This window comes from Mycobacterium sp. NTMscope_MAC_269 (assembly GCF_976985695.1).
This window is the reverse complement of record NZ_OZ335668.1, coordinates 1,463,311-1,481,405: the sequence shown is the minus strand read 5'-3', so window position 1 is coordinate 1,481,405 and position 18,095 is coordinate 1,463,311. Positions and strand designations below refer to the sequence as shown.

The following is an 18,095-nucleotide window of genomic DNA, read 5'->3' as shown; positions in this document are numbered from 1 at the left end:
TTACAGTTCGTCTTTCTCTGCGTTTGGCGCGAGGAGCTGCGTTGGTGACGACGAGATCGAGGCGCTGGACGGGCTGACCCCAGGGGTGAAGGGTTAGCAGCGGGTTCTAGGCATAGGCTCGCACCAGTGCGCGATCTCGATCTAATCGACGGGGAGCTACGACTGGTGACAGGCGCGTGGCGGGCAGCTCGCGAATTGATTCAGCGCACCCCGAGCACCGAGCTGATCGACCAATTATTGGATGAGCGGATGGCGGTCCGGGGGCACCAACGCAATCTCACCCGACACCCTCCGTGCAGCCAGTCGGCGGTAGTAACCTTCACCGACATGGATGACCGCAAGGCCGCAAGGCATCGGGCGTCGCGGTGCAGCTCCTATACCTGAGCCAAGCAGAGCTGATCGCTGCAGCCGGTGGTGACCCGTGGGCGGTCAACCAGAGCTTGCAAGCGGGCAGCCCATTTCAGATCTCTCGGCTGGCGGAGGCCTTTCACGCCGCAGGCCGGTGCACTGCGGAGGCCAACGAGACGTTCGAGCAAGCCCGCAACCGCTTCGACGCTGCCTGGAACCACCAGAATGGCGATCACCCGATCAACGACTCCGCCGAAGTGCAGCGCACCGTCAAATCGCTTGGCGCGCAGTCCTTACAGTTGCCCAAGATCGGCACTGACTTGGAGAACATCGCCGCCGCCCTAGCTGAGGCGCAAAAAGCCGGAGCCCAAGCGATCTCAACGCTGGAACGTCAGTTACAGCTGCTCGACAAAATCATCGGCGCGGCAACGCAGGACCTGCAAGATCCCACGCTCGACGCGAAATCCAGGAGCGGACTGCAATCGTTGATCAACGACGCCAAAGCCGACGCCGCCGACGACACCCGGGATGCTCTCTATCAGTTCAACGCCATCCGTAACGGCTACTCGGCCACCTTGCAGAAGTCGCTGGGCAGTTTGCATGCCGAAGGATTTGACCCCAAGCCTCTGGCGCCGGTGGACGCGCAGGACAAACCCGACCAGCTTCAGATCCCCCCGCCGAACACCAATCCCGAAGATGTCAAGAGGTGGTGGAACTCGCTTAGCCAGGAACAAAGAGAGCAGCTGATCGCGCAACACCCGAAAGAACTTGGCAACCTCAACGGAATCGACGCTATCCCGCGCGATGCGGTCAACCAAGCAGTCATGAACGATGACATCAGCCGGGTCGAGGCCGCCGCCCGGCAACACGGCTTGTCACCGGACAGCCTCAGCAGGGACGCGCGCGGCAACGTCGACAATGACTTGTTCACGAATCCCACGAAGTATGGGCTCACGGCCACCGACGTGACTCGGTATCGGAACGCGGTGAAGACACGCGACGGTCTTGAATACGACCGAGCGCACAATACTGACGGCTCTCGACCGGTGATGTTGTGGGCCTATGACCCGGAGGCCTTCAACGGCTGGGGCAAGGCCGCGATTGCTATTGGCAACCCCGATTACGCCCGCAATACCGCAGTCATCGTGCCGGGCACCGGCAGCAGTGTCTACCAGGGATGGATGTCGGGTCACGATGACGCCATCAACCTGTACGACCAGGCGCTGGCAGCGGATCCTGAACACCACTACACCTCGGTGATCGCCTGGATGGGGTACGAAGCACCGCACGGCTTCCAAGATGTCCAGGGAGTCAGCACACCCGGACTCGCCCGGTCCGGCGGAGACCTCCTCGCCGCCGACGTCAACGGCCTTTCGGTCACCCACAACAGTCTGACTCCCGAGCACATCACCGTCATCGGGCACTCCTACGGCTCGACCACGGTCGCGGACGCCTTCGCTCACAGCCACATGCAGGCCAACGACGCAGTGCTCCTTGGTTGCCCCGGAACAGATCTGGCGCGCAGCGCCGAGGATTTCCATCTCAACGGAGGACACGTCTATGTCGGAGCAGCATCCACCGACCCCGTCAGTTGGCTCGGTGAAGGTACCGGCATGCCCGAAGAATGGCTCAAACAAAAGCTCAACCAACACGGCATACCCGTACCCTTGGATGCCGGCCTGGGGCGAGATCCCGCGGGGGACGGTTACGGCTCAATCCGCTTCCACGCCGAAGTTATGGGCTCTCAAGACATCGACCGGCACGACCATTCCCACTACTACGACATGGGCAGCGAGTCGATGCGCAGCCTCACCGACATCGCCAGCGGCCATTCCGGCCAGCTCCAACAAGACGGATTAGTCGCCGATGGTCGACGCCAGCCCCACGTCGGGCCATTCCGGGTACCCGGTGTCCCTGCTTTCATCGATCCAGAACATGACCGTCCACGCAATACGATTCAAAATGATCACCAATACCTCGGCTATCAACCGCGTTAACCACCGCCACCGACCCTCGTCGGCGCTCCGGGTCCTGGCGACGGTATTGGCCCTGTTCGCCTTGGGAGGATGTTCGAAAATGAGTCCGCGTGGCCACGATGTCGACCATCCCGTTAATCCATTGTCGGATCAACAAACACGTGATCAAGTCATCGAGCCGGCGAAGCAAATCGTTAACTACGCGCAGTTGCAAGATCCCGGTGGACGTTTCGACTACTCGTCCTGCAACGACCAAGGCGATCCCCCATATAGAGGTGTCGTATCAATAAGTTTCACCATGCCGACCGGCCAGTCCGACGGCCAAACCACCGCCGGCCCAAACGCAGTCTTTCAGCGAATCGCTACAACGATGGCCGCACACGGTTGGAACGACGGACCTCCGCCCGATTGGCACTCATACGGCCACGTCCTCAACAAAAACGGCGTCGTCGCCGTCATGACACAGGACCCAGTTAGCGGCAGAGGAAAACTCCAGCTCTATGGCGAGTGCCGCAACATGACGAACCATCGCCTCGACGGCCCGAACACGGGCTTCAGAATCGACGAGCAGCTGAAAGGCGGATAACCCCGGTTGCACGGCAGGACCGGTTGATACGGCCAGTAGCCGACCCTGAGACGACTGGCGGCAAGTCCCCGCCGGAGGGATACGACACGGGGGGAAGTTTTTCCGCTTGCGGCTGACCTGTGTCGGGCTGACAGGATTTGAACCTGCGACCACTTGACCCCCAGGCTAAATCAAGCGTGTTCGCTGGTATTCGTGGAATGCACGTTGCCGCAGCTAGATGCCGGTTCGTACAGCCAGCGAACTTTGCCGGACAGGGGCGGATTCGAGGCTGGTTTGGGTACTGGTTTGGGTACGTAGGAGTGTTGCTGCCTACCTCGACGCAGAAAATATCCCGCTACTGGACGACTCATTTTCGCCTGGCAATCTCAGTCAGTCGGCGCCTCGCGCCACTCCCCGATCTCGACTTCACGCTCAACGACGACGGCGTGTCTCGTCGCAGGGGCACGATTGAACGTGCCCCTTGCACCGATGGCGCTCTCACGACTTGGATAGGTTTGAATCGAACCGTCCGGAAGCCGCAGACCGTACTTCGTAATCTTCATCCTGTGTCCCTTCGCCGCCGATATTGTCGCCTATATCGTCTCGACTGGATGCCTACGACATGTCGCGCATCGGGATACCTCGCTCAGCAAGCGTCGCGCGGAATCTGCGGTCCATATCACCAACCCGGTCAGCGATCGGCGACAGAGGGTTGGTGCTGAAGTACCACACGATGCTCTGCCACTTGATTGGCGACAGCTCGGGTAAGGCGGCCAGACTTGGGAGCCATCTGGCGTTGGTAGCGACCTCTGCAACCAAGATGCCCTCTGACCGGTTCGAAGTCTTGAACATCTTGAAATAGCCGTCGCCTGTCTCACTTTCGCCCACAACGCGAATCGCGACGACGACGGTACGACCAAGCGACCACGACACTTGGGTCAGACCAAGTGCCCGGCCACCGCTTGGCCATATGGGCCCGAGGCCGGCGAAGGTGTGACTATGCTCCGGGACCATCGTGCGCCCGATAAAAATGTGCCAATCGGCTATGTCGCGACCTTCGTATAGCGCGGCGAAGTCTTCGGGTTGTGGCGTCGCAGGGTGTTCGTAGTACGACCGCAGCACGGCTACCTTCGTCGCCCACCTGCGGAAATCCGCCGGGCCGCATGGCGAGCCATCTGCATATGGGTCGAGCAACCAAGGCTCCACCGCAGAATCGAGGTCATTCATCCACCCGTTGTTGCAGAAGTCGCACACCGGCTTGACCACCAGCTCAAACAAAGGCTCGGGCCGAGAGGACTTCGGTTCGAAATCCGTTCCGTACCTTGTAAATTCCCTTTTTCCAATCGGGGCGTTATCGGGAAGGATGCTGACTACCAACTTGTCCTTCCACGACGACCGGAACAGGTGTTCACGAGTTAAGATAACTTTCTGCGACGTTGAGTCCATTGGGTCGACAAGGTCACCTTTCGCCCGACCGCAGAAGATGCACTTGCGTTCGGAGCCCTCACCTCCCATGAATGGGAGGTTAGTCCATGAATGCGCCCGGTCCCGCCAGCCGGAGACCGCTTGCCTCGAAGCGAATGACTGGCGGAACCGGGCCGCGTGCCGGCAGCCCGACCGCGGCGAAGCCGGGCCGCCGTTCTGGGTGTATTGGACCCAGTGACAACGCGCGCCGTGCGGCTGGCGACCAGTGGACGGCCAACGGCCTGGTGTTCACCACCGAATTCGGCGGCCCAGTCGATCCCCGAAACCTATTGCGGGCCATCGAGATCGCTGCTGCGAAGGCAGGCGTCGAGGGTGTCGGTGTGCACACGCTGCGGCACTCGGCCGCCGTGGCATGGCTGGAATCGGGCGTGCATATTAAGGCGGTCGCGGACCTGCTCGGGCATAGCTCGATCAGCATCACCGGAGACATCTACGGGCACACCAGCGACGACACCGCCAGAACGGCGATTGACGGGCTGAGCGGTGCGCTTGGGGCTCTAATCAGAGACTCGGCAGCGTGAGACCGTTCGCCGGCAGCCATGCATCCCAAGCGTCAACTGCATCTTTCGCGACGTCGAGCGCGTTGTACTCATTGCCGCTCGCGCGAGCACGGATCTTCCAATGGTTCGCAGAGAAATGGAATGGAAACGTCATCGGGAACGTGGCGCCTTGCGTGTGCTCGACCACTTCGGCGGGTCCGCCGGGCGTGTAGAACGTAGGGCTGGTCAGGTTCAAGTGCTTGAAGCCGTTGGCAATGTCGGCGCACATCGCCACAGCCAGTGAGGGTGGGTTCGGGTTGCCCTTCGGCAGAAACGCCGACACGGCATTTTTGATCGCCGCGGTCTGACCGTCCGCGTAGAAGATCCAGTCCTTTAGATGGAACACGTCGCAACAGAAGTGATAGACGATGTCGCGGGCACGATTCATCTCGTGAATCTCTTCAAATTGGTTCTGGTCAGCGGTTCGTCTCAGCAGCTCGTACTGCCGGTGCATACGCCGGTACTGGTCTTCCCACGTCTCGCTGAGCATTCGCCGTCACCCCGCCGCATATTTGCTGGTCGATGGCGGCCGAAAGCTGGTTTGGGTACTGCGTTTGGGTATTGCCCATACCGTTGACATCTCAGTAACTCCAAAAACACCCTATGACCTGTGTCGGGCTGACAGGATTTGAACCTGCGACCACTTGACCCCCAGTCAAGTGCGCTACCAAACTGCGCCACAGCCCGCGCGCCAGTGGTTCCACCGGCAGCAGGTCGAAAGCCTACCGTAAGCGCCCCGCCACCCCGCTAATCGACCTTCCCCAACGCGGCGTCCACCCTGTGCACCCAGGCCAGCAGCGCCCGGGCGAGTTCGGCTTCGCGACCGTAGAACCGCTGCGCCGGGACCGGCATGCTGACCGCCACCATCTCCTCGGTCAGCCCACTGACCACGGCGCCCACCGCGCAGATGCCCTCGGTCTGCTCCTCGCGGTCATAGGCGACCCCGTCGCTCTGGACCTGTTCGAGTTCGTCGCGCAGCGCGACCGCGGTGGTGATCGTGTTCGCGGTGAGCGCGGTCAGGCGGCTGGGCAGCGCGCGGTCCCGCTCGGCCGGCGGCAGTGCGGCCAGCATGGCTTTCCCGTTGGCGCAGCAGTGCAACGGGAAAGACTCGCCCACCGCACTGATCGCGCGCAGCCGATGCGGCGAGACCACCTGGTCGACGAACGTCGCGCGGTCTCCGTCCAGGATGGACAGGTCCACGGTCTCCCCCAGCTCGCGCGACAGGTCCTCCAGATACGGGTGCACATCCATCACCAGGCTGACGCGCACGCTGCCGGCCATCCGCGCGATCTCCGGGCCCAGGCGATACCGTCCGCGGGCGCCCCGCGAGGCCACCAGACCCTCGTCGTCCAGCGCGTTGAGGATGCGGCTCACGGTGGAGCGCGCCATGCCCAGCCCGTCGCCGATCTCGGCTTGGCTGAGCCCCCTGGGGTGGGCCTGCAGCAGCCGCAGCATCTCCGCCGCGCGGGCGATGACCTGGATTCCGCCGGCGCGGGCGTCGGGTTCGGTGGTTGTCACGCCGCCCGTCCCGTCTCGATGCGGTAGTCACCGGTCGGGTCGACGATCGCCACCAGCCGCACAATGCACCCGTCGCCGCCGACCCAGCGCCATGGGAAGGCAGCGAACGTGACGCGCTTGCCGGTGACCTTGTCCAGGTCGCCGCCCACGTTCTCGAAGCCGTAGATGCCCTTCGACAGGATCGCCCGGTGGCATGGTTCCCATTCGGGGAAGTCGTCGAGGACGTGGCGGCCGGTCTCCTGCTCGTATTCCTTGACAGCCCAAGGCAATAGGCCGCCGGTGTGCTCGGCCGGACCGTGCGGCCCGATCGAGGTGGCCAGCGGGTGATCCAGCGCCTGGGTGTCGGTCCCGACGGCTTTGACGCCCTTGGCCGCGAACCACTCGCCGGCTTCCTTATAGAAGCCCGGGGAGTAGGCGTAGTACGCGGCGCTGTCGGCGTACTTGTGGTGCCATCCGGTGTTAACGATGACGATGTCACCGGGCCGGATCCGCGGCGTGGCGTTTTCCAGGTCGTCGGCGGTCACGACACCCCACTTGCCCTTGGGGATCGACACGACGACACCGGTGCCGAAGAAGGCGCTCAGCGGGATCTCGTGCAGGAAGGGGGTGCCTTCGATCACGTGCGCGGGCGCGTCGATGTGGGTGCCGGAATGCATGACGGTGGTGATCTTTTGGGTCAGCACCCGGCTTCTGGCCATGTTGTGCAGCCGCTCGATCTTGACGTCCTCGAAGTAGGGCCAGGCCGGCACGCCATGGCCCCACGGGTGCGACAAATCGTAGAACTCCAACCTCGATTCGGCCTCGCCCAGTGGCCAATTCGCGCTCATGCGTGTCAGTTCCTTCCGTCGGGTGTGGTCAGCACGCCGTGTAGCCGCCGTCCAGGTACATCACCTGACCGGTGAAGAAGGCTGATGCGTCGCTGAGCAGATAGATCAGGGCGCCGACGAAGTCGTCGGGTTCGGCGAAGCGGCGCAACGGGATTCGGGCGAACATCGCCTCGCGGGTGGCGCGCCCCTTCTCATCGTCGGCGTACATCCATTCGGTCAGTTCGGACCGGAAAACCGTTGGTGCGAGGGCGTTTACCCGGATGCCGGCCCGACCCCATTCGGCCGCCAGGCTCTTGGCCAGCAGGTCGGTGGCAGCCTTGGACGGACAGTAGGCGGTATAGCCGGCGGGGTGGCCCAGCGCCCCGCGCACCGAGGACACCAGCACGATGCTGCCTCCCGTGCGTTGCTCGAGTAGTACACGCCCGGCGGCCTGGCACACGAGCCAGGCGCCGCGGGGGTTGGCGTTCATCACCCGATCGAAGTCCTCGACGGCCATCTCGGTGATGGGCGCGACGTGATTCATACCTGAGGCGACCAGGACTCCGTCGAGCCGGCCGTGCCGAGTCAGGGCCGCCTGCACGATGGCCTCGGCGTCGGCGGGGGTCTCGGGGCGGCGATTGACCACGGCCGCGGCGTCGATGCCGGCGTCGTCGACGAGCCGCGCGAGTCCGTCAGCGTCGCCGCCGGACAACGTCAGGCGGGCACCGGCTTCGGCCAGCGCCCGCGTCGCGACACCGCCGAGCGCACCCGTCGCACCGGTGACCACGATCGACTTGCCTCGCACGCTGAACCGCGTCGCGGTCTCCACTACTGCCTCCGCTGCTCCCGCAATACGGGTATATCAACCCGTTATGTGGGAGACGCTAGGGCCGTCGACCGTCTAATGTCAACGTCTAATCCCGCAATGCGAATGTGGACTGCCGTATCGCGGGAACGTAGCCGCCATTTCCCACTTGGCCCTGGAGAGATCGGAAGCCGTTCCCTGAACGCCAAGCGCTCAGCGCCGCCGGGCGCCCCGCTTTTCGCGCACCCGCACGTTGATCCGGATCGGCGACCCCTCGAAACCGAAGGCCTCGCGCAGCCGGCGTTCCAGGAAACGCCGGTACCCCGCCTCGAGAAAGCCGGTGGTGAACAGCACGAACGTCGGGGGCCGAGCGGTCGCCTGGGTGGCGAACAGGATGCGTGGCTGCTTGCCGCCGCGCACCGGCGGCGGGGTGGCCGCCACCACCTCCTTGAGCCAGGAATTCAGCGGGCCGGTGGCGATCCGCGCATCCCACGACGCCAGCGACGTCTCCATGGCGGGCACCAGCTTCTGCACGGCGCGGCCGGTCTTGGCGGAGATGTTGACGCGCGGCGCCCACCGCAACTGCACCAGTTCGCGGTCGATCTCGCGCTCGAGTAGCTCGCGGCGGTCCTCGTCGACCAGGTCCCACTTGTTGAAGGCCAGCACCAGGGCCCGGCCGGCTTCGATGACCATCGACAGCACCCGCTGGTCCTGTTCGGTCAGCGGGTCCGACGCGTCGATCAGCACGATCACCACCTCGGCCGCGTCGATGGCCGAGTGCGTGCGTACCGACGCGTAGAACTCATGGCCGCTGGCCTGGCCGACCTTGCGCCGCAGCCCAGCGGTGTCGACGAACCGCCACACCCTGTCGCCCAGCTCGATGAGCGAGTCCACCGGGTCCACCGTCGTCCCCGCGACATCGTGCACCACCGAGCGCTGATCGCCGGCCAACTTGTTCAGCAGCGAGCTCTTACCCACGTTGGGCTTGCCGACCAGTGCCACGCGCCGCGGGCCGCCGGGCTTGGGGCCCACCTCGGACACCGCGGGCAGCGCGGCCAGCACCTCGTCGAGCAGATCGGCCACCCCGCGACCGTGCATCGCGCTGATCGCGTGCGGCTCGCCGAGCCCCAGCGACCACAACATCGCCGCGTCCGCCTCGGCCTTGTCGCTGTCAACCTTGTTGGCGGCCAAGAACACTGGCTTGCCCGACCGCAGCAGAATCCGGGCGGCGGCCTCATCGGCCGTGGTGGCGCCAACGACGGCGTCCACCACCAGGATCACCGCGTCCGCGGTGCGCATGGCCACCGAGGCCTGCTCGGCCACCAGCTGCTGCAGCCCCTTGGCGTCGGGCTCCCATCCGCCGGTGTCCTGCACGACGAACCGGCGGCCGGTCCACAACGCGTCGTAGGACACCCGGTCGCGGGTGACGCCCGGGATGTCCTGCACCACCGCTTCGCGCCGGCCCAGAATCCGGTTCACCAATGTCGACTTGCCGACGTTGGGCCGGCCCACCACCGCCACCACGGGCGCGGGCCCGGCTTCCTCCTGTTCGTCGAGGCCGAATTCGATGGATTCCCAGTCGCTTTCGTCGCTCCACGTGCCGTCCTGAGTCACCGCACCGCCCCGCTTCGCTGCTTGACCAGATCCCGCAGGCGGGAAATCACCTGCGCCTCGGTCATCTCGCTGGTGTCGACGACCACCGCATCGGGGGCCGCCCGCAGCGGCGACACCGCCCGGGTGGAATCCAGATGGTCGCGACGGCGGACGTCGGCGAGCACGGCCTCGTAGTCGTCGGCCAGCCCGGCGGCCACGTTCTGATCGTTGCGCCGGCGCGCCCGCGTTTCGGCCGACGCGGTCAAAAAGATCTTCACCGGGGCGTCGGGCAGGACGACCGTGCCGATGTCGCGGCCCTCGACCACGACACTGCCCATGCCGTCGGCCATTTCGCGCTGCAGGCCGACGAGCCGGGTGCGCACGGCCGGAACCGCCGACACCGCCGACACCGCGGCGGTGACCCGGTCACCGCGGATCTCGGTCGAGACATCCTCTCCGTCAAGGAAATAGCGGTCCCCGTCGGGGTGGTAGTCGACCGACATCGTCACGGCTTCCGCCGTGCGCGCGACGGCCGGGGCGTCGGCGGGGTCGATATCTGCGCGCAGGACCGCCAGCGTCACCATCCGATACATTCCCCCGGTGTCCAGGTAGCGCGCCCCCAGCGCTTTCGCCAATCCCTTTGACACCGAGGATTTTCCGGTCCCGGCCGGGCCGTCGATGGCCACCGCGACGCCACTCACAGGCCCACCGCCTTATAGAGCTGCCCGATCTCGTCGCGGCCCAGCGCCCGGAAGCTGCCCGGGCGCTGCTTGCCCAGCGACACCGGACCGATGTCGGTGCGCACCAACGCTTCCACCGGGAAGCCGGCGGCGGCCAGCAGTCGGCGCACGATACGATTGCGGCCCTCGTGCAACGTCACCCGCACCAGAGTCTTGCCCGGGATGGCGTCCACCACGGCGAAGTCGTCGACCCGCGCGGGCCCGTCGTCCAGCTCGATGCCGGCGCGCAGCGTTTTGCCGACCCCGCGCGGCACCGACCCGGTCACCGTGGCCAGGTACGTCTTGGGCACCTCGTGGGACGGATGCATCAGCCGGTGCGCGAGTTCGCCGTCATTGGTCAGCAGGATCAGCCCTTCGGTGTCGGCGTCCAACCGCCCGACGTGAAACAGGTTCTTGTTGCCGCGAACTCGGCGTTCGATCAAGTCGCCGATGCACGGCCGGCCGCGGTCGTCCGACATGGTCGAGTGCACGCCGCGCGGCTTGTTCAGCGCCAGATACACCTGCGAATCATCGAGGACGATCCGGGCCCCGTCGACGCGGATCACCGAGGCGTCCGGGTCGACGCGGGTGCCCAATTCGGTCACCACCTGCCCGTCCACCTCGACGCGGCCCTCGATGATCAACTTCTCGGCGGCCCGCCTCGACGCAATTCCGGCTTGGGACAACACCTTTTGCAGCCGGATCCCCTCAGCTTCGACCATCAATCCTGGTCCACGTCGAACGTCAGCGCCGGGTCGGCCGCCTGACCACCGGAAAGTTTGATGAAACGTGGCTCGCTGTCCAAGGATTCGCTGAGGTCCTCGATCGTGTCCACGTCGGGCAGCAGCGGCGCGATGTCCGGCAGGTCGGTCAGCGACGTCAGCCCCAGGCGCTCCAAGAACAGTTCGGTGGTCGCGAACGTCGTCGCGCCGCTGTCGTCGTCCATCCCGGCCTCGGTGATCAGGCCGCGCGCCAGCAGCGTGCGCATCACGGCGTCGACGTTGACGCCGCGGACCGCGCTCACCCGCGCGCGGGTCACGGGCTGGCGGTAGGCGACCACGGCCAGCGTCTCGAGCGCGGCCCGGGTGAGCTTGGACCGCGCGCCGTCCAGCAGCAGCTTCTCCACATACGGCGCGAACCGGGCGCGGGTGTACATCCGCCAGCCTTCGCTGTTCTTGCGCAGGTCGATACCGCTGTCTCGGGCGGCCAACTCCTCGGCCATTTCCTGCAGCCTGGTCGCGATCCGGTACACCGGCTGTTGCGTGGCCGACGCCAGCGCCTCCGCGGTGACGGGGGTGTCCACCACCAGCAGCAGCGCCTCCAGCACCGAGCCGAGTTCCTCGGACTCCATGGGCGCGGCCTCGGCGATGTCCGGGATGCCGACGTCGAGGTCGGAATCCAGGTCGACGTCGGGCGCCGCCACGTCGCTGGGTTCGGGATCGGCACCGTTCAAGCGCCGTTCCTCCGAATCGCTGCGCTCTGCGTCGTCACCGGCCGTGCCGTTCAAGCGCCGTTCCTCCGCATCGCTGCGCTCTGCGTCGTCACCGGCCGTGCCGTTCAAGCGCCGTTCCTCGGCATCGCTGCGCTCTGCGTCGTCACCGGCGCCCATCATGATTCGTCCCGCACTTCTACCAAGGCTTCACTGACCGGACGTTCCCCGGTCCACGAAATTTGGAGCACGCCAAGCGGCTCTGACTGGTCGAATGCTACCGCCCGCGACCGATACAGTTCGAGCAGCGCCAGGAACCGCCCGACCACCTCCATCGACGCCTCGCAATCGGACACCAGCTCGGAGAACGTCGCCCACGCCCCGGTCCCCCGCGCCTCCAGGATCGCCAGCAATTTTTTGGCCTGCTCGGGCACCGACACCTGAACCTCGTGCAGGTGCGCCACCGACACCGTCGGGACGGGTCGCGGGCTGAACGCGATCGCCGCGATCTGGGCGAAGCGGTCGGCATCGACGCCGATCATCACCTCGGGCAGCAGCTCGGTGAACCGGTCCTCGAGCGACACCGCGCGCGGATAGCTGCGCAGCGCGGTGGCCTCCAGCTCGGCGAACATCTCGGCGACGTGCTTGAACGCGCGGTACTGCAACAGCCGGGCGAACAGCAGGTCGCGCACCTCCAGCAGCGCCAGGTCTTCGTCGTCGTCGACCTGCCCGGCCGGCAGCAGCCGGGCCGCCTTGAGGTCGAGCAGGGTGGCGGCCACCACCAGGAACGCGGTGGTCTCCTCGAGCTCGAGCTGGGGACCGATCTCGCGGGTGTAGGCGATGAAGTCGTCGGTGACCTGGTGCAGCGCCACCTCGGTCACGTCGAGGCGATGGGCGAAGATCAGCTGCAGCAGCAGATCGAACGGCCCCTCGAAATTGGTCAGGCGGACCTGAAAGCCGTTCTGCTGGGGCGCCTCACCGTTTACGGTCGCGTTCACGCGCCGAATCGGTCGATGAACTCGCGGGCCAGCGCGCGATAGGCGATGGCCCCGGTGGATCGCGGGGCCCACGTCGTGATGGGTTCGCCCGCCACGCTGGTCTCCGGGAATCGGACGGTACGGGTGATGACAGTGTCGAACACCAGGTCGCCGAACCGCTCGACGACCCGGGCCATCACCTCGCGCGCGTTGACCGTGCGGGGGTCGTACCGGGTCAGCAGGATTCCGCTGATTTCGAGCTTCGGGTTGAGCCGATCGCGCACCTTGTCGACGGTGTCGGTCAGCAGCGCCAGGCCGCGCAGCGAAAAGTATTCGCACTCGGTGGGAATCACCACACCGTCCGCGCAGGCCAGGCCGTTGACGGTGAGCAGGCCCAGCGACGGCTGACAGTCGATCAGCACGTAGTCGTAGCGGTCCAGCACCGGGTGCAGCGCGCGGCCGAGCGTCTGCTCGCGTCCGACCTCGTTGACCAACTGGATCTCGGCGGCCGACAGGTCGATGTTGCTGGGCACCAGATCCATGTGCTTGACCCGGGTTTGCAGCAGCACATCGTCGACCGACACCCGCGGCTCCACCAGCACGTTGTGAATGGTCTTGTCCAGCTCGTAGTGGGGCACGCCCAGTCCCGCGGACAGCGCACCCTGCGGATCCATGTCCACCAGCAGCACGCGGCGCCCGTACTCGGCGAGCGCGGCGCCCAAGTTGATGGTCGACGTGGTTTTCCCGACGCCACCCTTCTGGTTGCACATGGCGACGACTTTGGCCGGGCCGTGCGAGGTGCGCGGCTGTGGGTCCGGGATTGCCCGCGGCGGCCGCCCGGTCAGACCGAGCTCGACGCCGTTGTCCGGCTGCTCGGTCATGGCGGGGGTGTTCGGGAGGTGAACATCGACCGAAAGTCTAACGGGTCCGCGCGCCGAAACCCGGCGACCCGCAGGCAATTAACCAGCCAATATGAGAGGAAATCGGTGGTGAAACGCACATCCCGACAGCCTATTCACTCCAGTCACAGCAGCACCAGTTTGGGGGGCGATGTGCCCGTCGAAATCTGCTGCCGCCGGCGCTTGCACTGCCGGCGATCGGCCTATCGTGGCCGCTATGAATCTCAAGCGACGGATACCCCTGCTGCGGTGGTCGGTCTGGCGGATGGCCGTCGGGAATCGCAACATCACCACCACGGGCCAGATCGGCGACGGGCGCGAAGCCGCCGCCGTCGAGTACGTGCTGCGGAACGCCCGGGCCGGCGACATCGACGACGTGCTGGCGACCATCGACAAGTTCGCCTACGAGGAGTCGATGCTGATCAACGTCGGCGACGAGAAGGGGCTGCTGCTCGACGCCGCGGTGCGGCGCGCCGATCCGGCATTGGCGCTCGAGTTGGGTACCTACTGCGGATACGGCGCGCTGCGTATCGCCCGGGCGGCGCCGAACGCCAAGGTGTTCTCGGTCGAACTCGCCGAGGCCAACGCGGCCAACGCCCGTCAGATCTGGGCGCATGCCGGCGTCGCCGACCGTGTGACGTGTGTGGTCGGCACCATCGGCGACGGCGGCCGCACCCTCGATGCGCTGGCCGATCAGCACGGGTTTGCCTCCGGCGCACTCGATTTCGTGTTCCTCGATCACGACAAGGACGCTTACCTGGACGACCTGAAGAGCATCCTGGATCGCGGCTGGCTGCATCCGGGCTCGATCGTGGTCGCCGACAACGTCCGCGTCCCGGGCGCACCGAAGTATCGCGCGTACATGCACCAGCAGCAGGGCAAGACGTGGAACACGGTCGAGCACAAGACGCACCTCGAGTACCAGTCGCTGATGTCCGACCTGGTGCTCGAGTCCGAATACCTGGGGTGAAAACGCGGCGTCGAGCGTCGACTTGTTGTCGGGATTTCGCGGTGATCGGCGCAACGAGTCGACGTTCGGCGGGAAATTACCGGCCGAGAGGCGGGAAAAAGTTACCGCGCCCGCGGGTGGGCTTCGGCCCACACCTCGCGAAGCGCGTGCACCGTCACCATGGTGTAGATCTGCGTCGTCGTCACCGAGGCGTGCCCCAGCAACTCCTGCACGACGCGCACGTCGGCACCGCCCTCGAGCAGGTGGGTGGCGAACGAATGCCGCAGCATGTGCGGCGACACACCCGAGGTGATCCCGGCGCGCTCGGCCGCGTCCTGCAGCACCTGCCACGCGCTCTGGCGCGACAGCCGTCCGCCGCGCACATTGAGGAAGATGGCCGGCGTCCCGCGTCCGCGGCGCGCCAGATCGGAACGTCCGCGCACCAGATAGGCGTCCAGCGCGGCCACGGCGGGCCGTCCGATCGGGACCAGCCGCTGCTTACCGCCCTTGCCGCGCAACAACACTGACCGCGCCTGGGTGTCGACGTCGTCCACGTCGAGGCCGACGGCTTCGGAGATGCGCGCGCCGGTGGAGTACAGGAGTTCCAGCAGCGCACGGTTGCGCAGGGTCAGCGGGCCGTCGGCCGGGCTGTCGCCCCCCGCACCCTCCAGCAGCGCCAGCACCTGGTCGATGGTCAGGCTCTTGGGCAGCCGGCGGCCGGGCGTGGGCGGGCGCACCGCGCGCGCCACGTCGAGTTCGGCCAGCCCCTCGGCGGCGGCGAAGCGGTGCAGGCCGCGCACCGCGATCAACGCGCGCGCCGCCGAGACCGCCGACAGCGCCGCCGCCCCGGTCTCGGGGTCGCCGCGGCGCAGCGCCACCAGGAACTCGCTGACGTCGTCCTCGGCCACCTTGGCCAGATCGTGAATTCCGCGATCCGACAGGTGTTTTGAGTAGCGGCGCAGGTCGCGGCGATACGAGCTCAAAGTGTTCGCCGCGACGCCGCGCTCGATCGTGAGGTGGTCAAGGTAGCCCTGGAGTTGGGTGTCCAACGCCACCGTCGTCACGGCTCGGCCTTCCGCGCCGCGAACGCCGTTGGCCTGTCGATCCAGGGGCTGTCCACCGGCCGGGGCTGCGCGAACCCTTCCGTGACGGCGTGGGCCGCCAAAATCCCGGCGATGGCAATGGAATTCACGACGTCGCCGCTGAAAACCCGGCGGGCGGCCTCCGCGATGGGAACCCAGCTCATCGTCATGTCGGCTTCCTCGTGGTGCGCCTCGGGCCTGCCCACCTCGGTCAGCCCGGTGGCCAGATAGATCCGCACCGATTCGTCGCTGAAGCCCGGCGCGGAGTTGAGGTCGACCAGCACCTGCCACGTGTCCGCCCGCAAGCCGACCTCCTCGTGGAGTTCGCGGGCGGCCGTGTGCTGCGGCGGTTCGCCCGCGACGTCGAGCAGTCCGGCGGGCAGCTCCCAGAGCCGCCGCCCGAACGCGTGCCGGTACTGGTAGACCATCGGGATGTTGTTGTCGGCGTCCAGCGCCGCGATGGCCACCGCCCCGTAGTGCTCGACGACCTCGCGTACCGCGGTGGTATCCCCCGGCATCCGTACCCGGTCGCTGCGCAGCGCGAAAATCTTTCCGGTGTACAGCGTTTCGGAGGACTCCGTGGAGAAGTTGTGTTCAGCCACGGGACGCGGGCTCAGGTATGGGCCGCGCGGCGCTGTCCCGATGCTGGATGCCGTTGGACGACTGCTCGGGGATTTCCACCGGCAACCGTTCGCCGGCCTTGTATTCGAGGGCCGCCCCGACGAACGCGACGAACAACGGGTGCGGCCGGGTGGGCCGGCTCTTGAGCTCCGGATGAGCCTGGGTGCCGACGATGAACGGATGAACGTCCGGTGGGTACTCGACGAACTCCACCAGGTGACCGTCGGGCGAGGTGCCGGAAAACCTGAGGCCGCTTTCGGCGATCTTGTCGCGGTAGGCGTTGTTGACCTCGTAGCGGTGCCGGTGCCGCTCGGACACCTCCGTGGCGCCATACGCTTGGGCCACAATCGAATCCGCTTCTAGCACGGCGGGATAGGCGCCCAGGCGCATGGTGCCGCCGAGGTCGGCCTCGCCGGCGACGATGTCCACCTGGTCGGCCATCGTGGAGATGACGGGATCCGGTGTGTCCGGCTCGAATTCGGCCGAGTTGGCCTCGGTCAGCCCGGCCGAGCGGGCGGCCTCGATCACGATGCATTGCAGCCCGAGGCACAGGCCCAGCACGGGCAGCCCCCGGGTGCGTGCGTGGTGGATGGCGCCGAGCTTGCCCTCGATGCCGCGGATGCCGAACCCGCCGGGGATCAGCACACCCTGCACGTCGCCCAGCGCCGCCGCGGCACCGGCCGCGCTCTCGCAGCCGTCGGACGCCACCCAGACCATCTCCACCTTGGCGTGGTGCTTGAAGCCGCCGGCACGCAGCGCCTCGGTGACCGACAGGTAGGCATCGGAGAGTTCAACGTACTTGCCCACCAAAGCGATTCGCACCGTCTCGTGCGGCTCGTGCACGCGGCGAAGCAGGTCGTCCCATTCGGTCCAGTCGACGTCGCGGAACGGCAGGTTGAGCCGGCGCACCACATAGGCGTCGAGTTCTTCGCGGTGCAGCACCTTCGGGATGTCATAGATCGACGGCGCGTCCGGCGTGGAGATGACACCGTCGATGTCGACGTCACACATCAGCGCGATCTTGTTCTTCAGCGCCTCGGGGACGTCGCGGTCGCAGCGCAGGATCAGCGCGTCCGGGGTGATACCGATGCTGCGCAGTGCGGCCACCGAGTGCTGGGTGGGCTTGGTCTTGAGCTCGCCCGACGGGGCCAGATAGGGCACCAGCGACACGTGCAGGAAGAAAACGTTCTCGCGACCCAAATCGTGACGCACCTGGCGGGCCGCCTCGAGGAAGGGCTGCGATTCGATGTCGCCGACGGTGCCGCCGATTTCGGTGATGACCACGTCGGGGCGATTGCCCTGGGCGTCGGGCTCGGCCATCGCCATGATGCGCCCTTTGATCTCGTCGGTGATGTGCGGAATCACCTGGACGGTGTCGCCGAGATATTCCCCGCGGCGTTCCTTAGCGATGACGGTCGAATACACCTGCCCCGTAGTGACATTCGCCGAGCCGGACAGATCGCGATCCAGAAACCGCTCATAGTGGCCGACGTCGAGGTCGGTCTCGGCGCCGTCCTCGGTGACGAAGACCTCGCCGTGCTGGAACGGGTTCATGGTGCCGGGGTCGACGTTGAGGTACGGATCGAGCTTTTGCATCGTCACGTACAACCCGCGCGCCGTCAGTAACTGACCGAGGCTGCTGGCGGTCAATCCCTTGCCCAACGAGGATGCGACGCCCCCGCTGACGAAGAGGTGCTTGGTAGCGGTTTGCGGGTGCTTTCGCAACAGGCGACCTCCGTGAAGACGGGCAGGGCTTGAAAAATGTTCCTAGCGAACAACTAGAT

Annotated in this window: 18 protein-coding genes and 2 tRNA genes; 4 read left to right on the top strand and 16 right to left on the bottom strand. The window is 66.1% G+C overall.

The genetic code is table 11. The annotated features are described in order from the left end of the window. Positions 1–365 precede the first annotated feature (365 nt). On the top strand, positions 366–2,345 hold the full coding sequence (locus ACZ50Z_RS07050) for a putative alpha/beta hydrolase (RefSeq protein ID WP_464482891.1): 1,980 nt from the start codon (positions 366–368) through the stop codon (positions 2,343–2,345). Continuing rightward, positions 2,311–2,910 (top strand): hypothetical protein, encoded by a 600-nt coding sequence (locus ACZ50Z_RS07045; RefSeq protein WP_464482890.1) that lies wholly within the window; start codon positions 2,311–2,313, stop codon positions 2,908–2,910. Before ACZ50Z_RS07050 ends, ACZ50Z_RS07045 begins: the two co-directional genes overlap by 35 nt. Before the next feature lie 122 nt (positions 2,911–3,032). On the opposite strand, the gene ACZ50Z_RS07040 is transcribed toward ACZ50Z_RS07045, so the two are convergent. Together ACZ50Z_RS07040 and ACZ50Z_RS07035 are read right to left on the bottom strand one after the other, a co-directional pair. Beyond that, a tRNA-OTHER gene (locus tag ACZ50Z_RS07040) sits at positions 3,033–3,147 on the bottom strand. Between the two features lie 357 nt (positions 3,148–3,504). Continuing rightward, the gene (locus ACZ50Z_RS07035) at positions 3,505–4,404 is read right to left on the bottom strand and encodes a hypothetical protein (protein ID WP_464482889.1); all 900 of its coding nucleotides are present in this window, start codon (positions 4,402–4,404) and stop codon (positions 3,505–3,507) included. A 65-nt stretch (positions 4,405–4,469) separates the two neighbouring features. Between ACZ50Z_RS07035 and ACZ50Z_RS07030 the strand changes: the two genes are divergently transcribed. Further along, positions 4,470–4,895 (top strand): tyrosine-type recombinase/integrase, encoded by a 426-nt coding sequence (locus ACZ50Z_RS07030; protein ID WP_464482888.1) that lies wholly within the window; start codon positions 4,470–4,472, stop codon positions 4,893–4,895. Here ACZ50Z_RS07030 and ACZ50Z_RS07025 read toward each other — a convergent pair. The 11 genes from ACZ50Z_RS07025 to ACZ50Z_RS06975 form a co-directional block, all read right to left on the bottom strand. Then, on the bottom strand, positions 4,876–5,403 hold the full coding sequence (locus ACZ50Z_RS07025) for a hypothetical protein (protein ID WP_464482887.1): 528 nt from the start codon (positions 5,401–5,403) through the stop codon (positions 4,876–4,878). The genes ACZ50Z_RS07030 and ACZ50Z_RS07025 overlap by 20 nt on opposite strands. 123 nt (positions 5,404–5,526) lie before the next feature. Beyond that, positions 5,527–5,600 (bottom strand) — tRNA-Pro (locus ACZ50Z_RS07020). A 60-nt stretch (positions 5,601–5,660) separates the two neighbouring features. After that, a complete protein-coding gene (locus ACZ50Z_RS07015) occupies positions 5,661–6,431 on the bottom strand; it encodes an IclR family transcriptional regulator (RefSeq protein WP_464482886.1) in 771 nt (256 codons plus the stop codon). Continuing rightward, a complete protein-coding gene (locus ACZ50Z_RS07010) occupies positions 6,428–7,258 on the bottom strand; it encodes a cyclase family protein (protein WP_083020001.1) in 831 nt (276 codons plus the stop codon). The genes ACZ50Z_RS07015 and ACZ50Z_RS07010 overlap by 4 nt, the downstream gene beginning before the upstream one ends. Before the next feature lie 28 nt (positions 7,259–7,286). After that, positions 7,287–8,066: an SDR family NAD(P)-dependent oxidoreductase gene (locus ACZ50Z_RS07005; RefSeq protein ID WP_464482885.1), complete on the bottom strand. Its 780-nt coding sequence runs from the start codon at positions 8,064–8,066 to the stop codon at positions 7,287–7,289. Positions 8,067–8,255: 189 nt separating this feature from the next. Next, positions 8,256–9,656: a ribosome biogenesis GTPase Der gene (der, locus tag ACZ50Z_RS07000; RefSeq protein WP_464482884.1), complete on the bottom strand. Its 1,401-nt coding sequence runs from the start codon at positions 9,654–9,656 to the stop codon at positions 8,256–8,258. Continuing rightward, a complete protein-coding gene (cmk, locus tag ACZ50Z_RS06995) occupies positions 9,653–10,336 on the bottom strand; it encodes a (d)CMP kinase (protein ID WP_464482883.1) in 684 nt (227 codons plus the stop codon). The genes der and cmk overlap by 4 nt, the downstream gene beginning before the upstream one ends. Continuing rightward, positions 10,333–11,076, bottom strand: a complete 744-nt coding sequence (locus tag ACZ50Z_RS06990) for a pseudouridine synthase (protein ID WP_464482882.1) — start codon at positions 11,074–11,076, stop codon at positions 10,333–10,335. Before ACZ50Z_RS06990 ends, cmk begins: the two co-directional genes overlap by 4 nt. Continuing rightward, positions 11,076–11,963 (bottom strand): SMC-Scp complex subunit ScpB, encoded by an 888-nt coding sequence (gene scpB / locus ACZ50Z_RS06985; protein ID WP_464482881.1) that lies wholly within the window; start codon positions 11,961–11,963, stop codon positions 11,076–11,078. The genes ACZ50Z_RS06990 and scpB overlap by 1 nt, the downstream gene beginning before the upstream one ends. Then, positions 11,963–12,781, bottom strand: a complete 819-nt coding sequence (locus tag ACZ50Z_RS06980; protein ID WP_464482880.1) for a segregation/condensation protein A — start codon at positions 12,779–12,781, stop codon at positions 11,963–11,965. Before ACZ50Z_RS06980 ends, scpB begins: the two co-directional genes overlap by 1 nt. After that, positions 12,778–13,641, bottom strand: a complete 864-nt coding sequence (locus tag ACZ50Z_RS06975; RefSeq protein WP_464482879.1) for a ParA family protein — start codon at positions 13,639–13,641, stop codon at positions 12,778–12,780. Before ACZ50Z_RS06975 ends, ACZ50Z_RS06980 begins: the two co-directional genes overlap by 4 nt. 235 nt (positions 13,642–13,876) lie before the next feature. Here ACZ50Z_RS06975 and ACZ50Z_RS06970 point away from each other — a divergent pair, with 235 nt between their 5' ends. Then, on the top strand, positions 13,877–14,629 hold the full coding sequence (locus ACZ50Z_RS06970) for an O-methyltransferase (protein ID WP_464482878.1): 753 nt from the start codon (positions 13,877–13,879) through the stop codon (positions 14,627–14,629). Positions 14,630–14,730: 101 nt separating this feature from the next. Here ACZ50Z_RS06970 and xerD read toward each other — a convergent pair whose 3' ends face one another. From xerD to ACZ50Z_RS06955, 3 genes are read right to left on the bottom strand one after another with little or no spacing between them, the layout of a single operon-like run. Continuing rightward, positions 14,731–15,672, bottom strand: coding sequence for a site-specific tyrosine recombinase XerD (xerD, locus tag ACZ50Z_RS06965; RefSeq protein ID WP_464482877.1), 942 nt, complete (start codon positions 15,670–15,672; stop codon positions 14,731–14,733). Further along, positions 15,669–16,292 carry an NUDIX domain-containing protein gene (locus ACZ50Z_RS06960; RefSeq protein WP_464482876.1) on the bottom strand — a complete coding sequence of 208 codons (624 nt, stop codon included), beginning with the start codon at positions 16,290–16,292 and terminating at the stop codon, positions 15,669–15,671. Before ACZ50Z_RS06960 ends, xerD begins: the two co-directional genes overlap by 4 nt. Beyond that, positions 16,285–18,036, bottom strand: a complete 1,752-nt coding sequence (locus ACZ50Z_RS06955) for a CTP synthase (protein ID WP_464482875.1) — start codon at positions 18,034–18,036, stop codon at positions 16,285–16,287. The genes ACZ50Z_RS06960 and ACZ50Z_RS06955 overlap by 8 nt, the downstream gene beginning before the upstream one ends. Positions 18,037–18,095: the final 59 nt, after the last annotated feature.

Excerpts from the sequence above, each read along its gene's own strand:
- ACZ50Z_RS06975 (WP_464482879.1), bottom strand. The coding sequence starts at position 13,641 with ATGACCGAGCAGCCGGACAACGGCGTCGAGCTCGGTCTGACCGGGCGG.
- ACZ50Z_RS07010 (WP_083020001.1), bottom strand. The coding sequence starts at position 7,258 with ATGAGCGCGAATTGGCCACTGGGCGAGGCCGAATCGAGGTTGGAGTTC.
- scpB (WP_464482881.1), bottom strand. The coding sequence starts at position 11,963 with ATGGGCGCCGGTGACGACGCAGAGCGCAGCGATGCCGAGGAACGGCGC.
- ACZ50Z_RS07025 (WP_464482887.1), bottom strand. The coding sequence starts at position 5,403 with ATGCTCAGCGAGACGTGGGAAGACCAGTACCGGCGTATGCACCGGCAG.
- ACZ50Z_RS06990 (WP_464482882.1), bottom strand. The coding sequence starts at position 11,076 with ATGGTCGAAGCTGAGGGGATCCGGCTGCAAAAGGTGTTGTCCCAAGCC.
- ACZ50Z_RS06970 (WP_464482878.1), top strand. The coding sequence starts at position 13,877 with ATGAATCTCAAGCGACGGATACCCCTGCTGCGGTGGTCGGTCTGGCGG.
- ACZ50Z_RS07045 (WP_464482890.1), top strand. The coding sequence starts at position 2,311 with ATGATCACCAATACCTCGGCTATCAACCGCGTTAACCACCGCCACCGA.
- ACZ50Z_RS07035 (WP_464482889.1), bottom strand. The coding sequence starts at position 4,404 with ATGGGAGGTGAGGGCTCCGAACGCAAGTGCATCTTCTGCGGTCGGGCG.
- ACZ50Z_RS07030 (WP_464482888.1), top strand. The coding sequence starts at position 4,470 with ATGACTGGCGGAACCGGGCCGCGTGCCGGCAGCCCGACCGCGGCGAAG.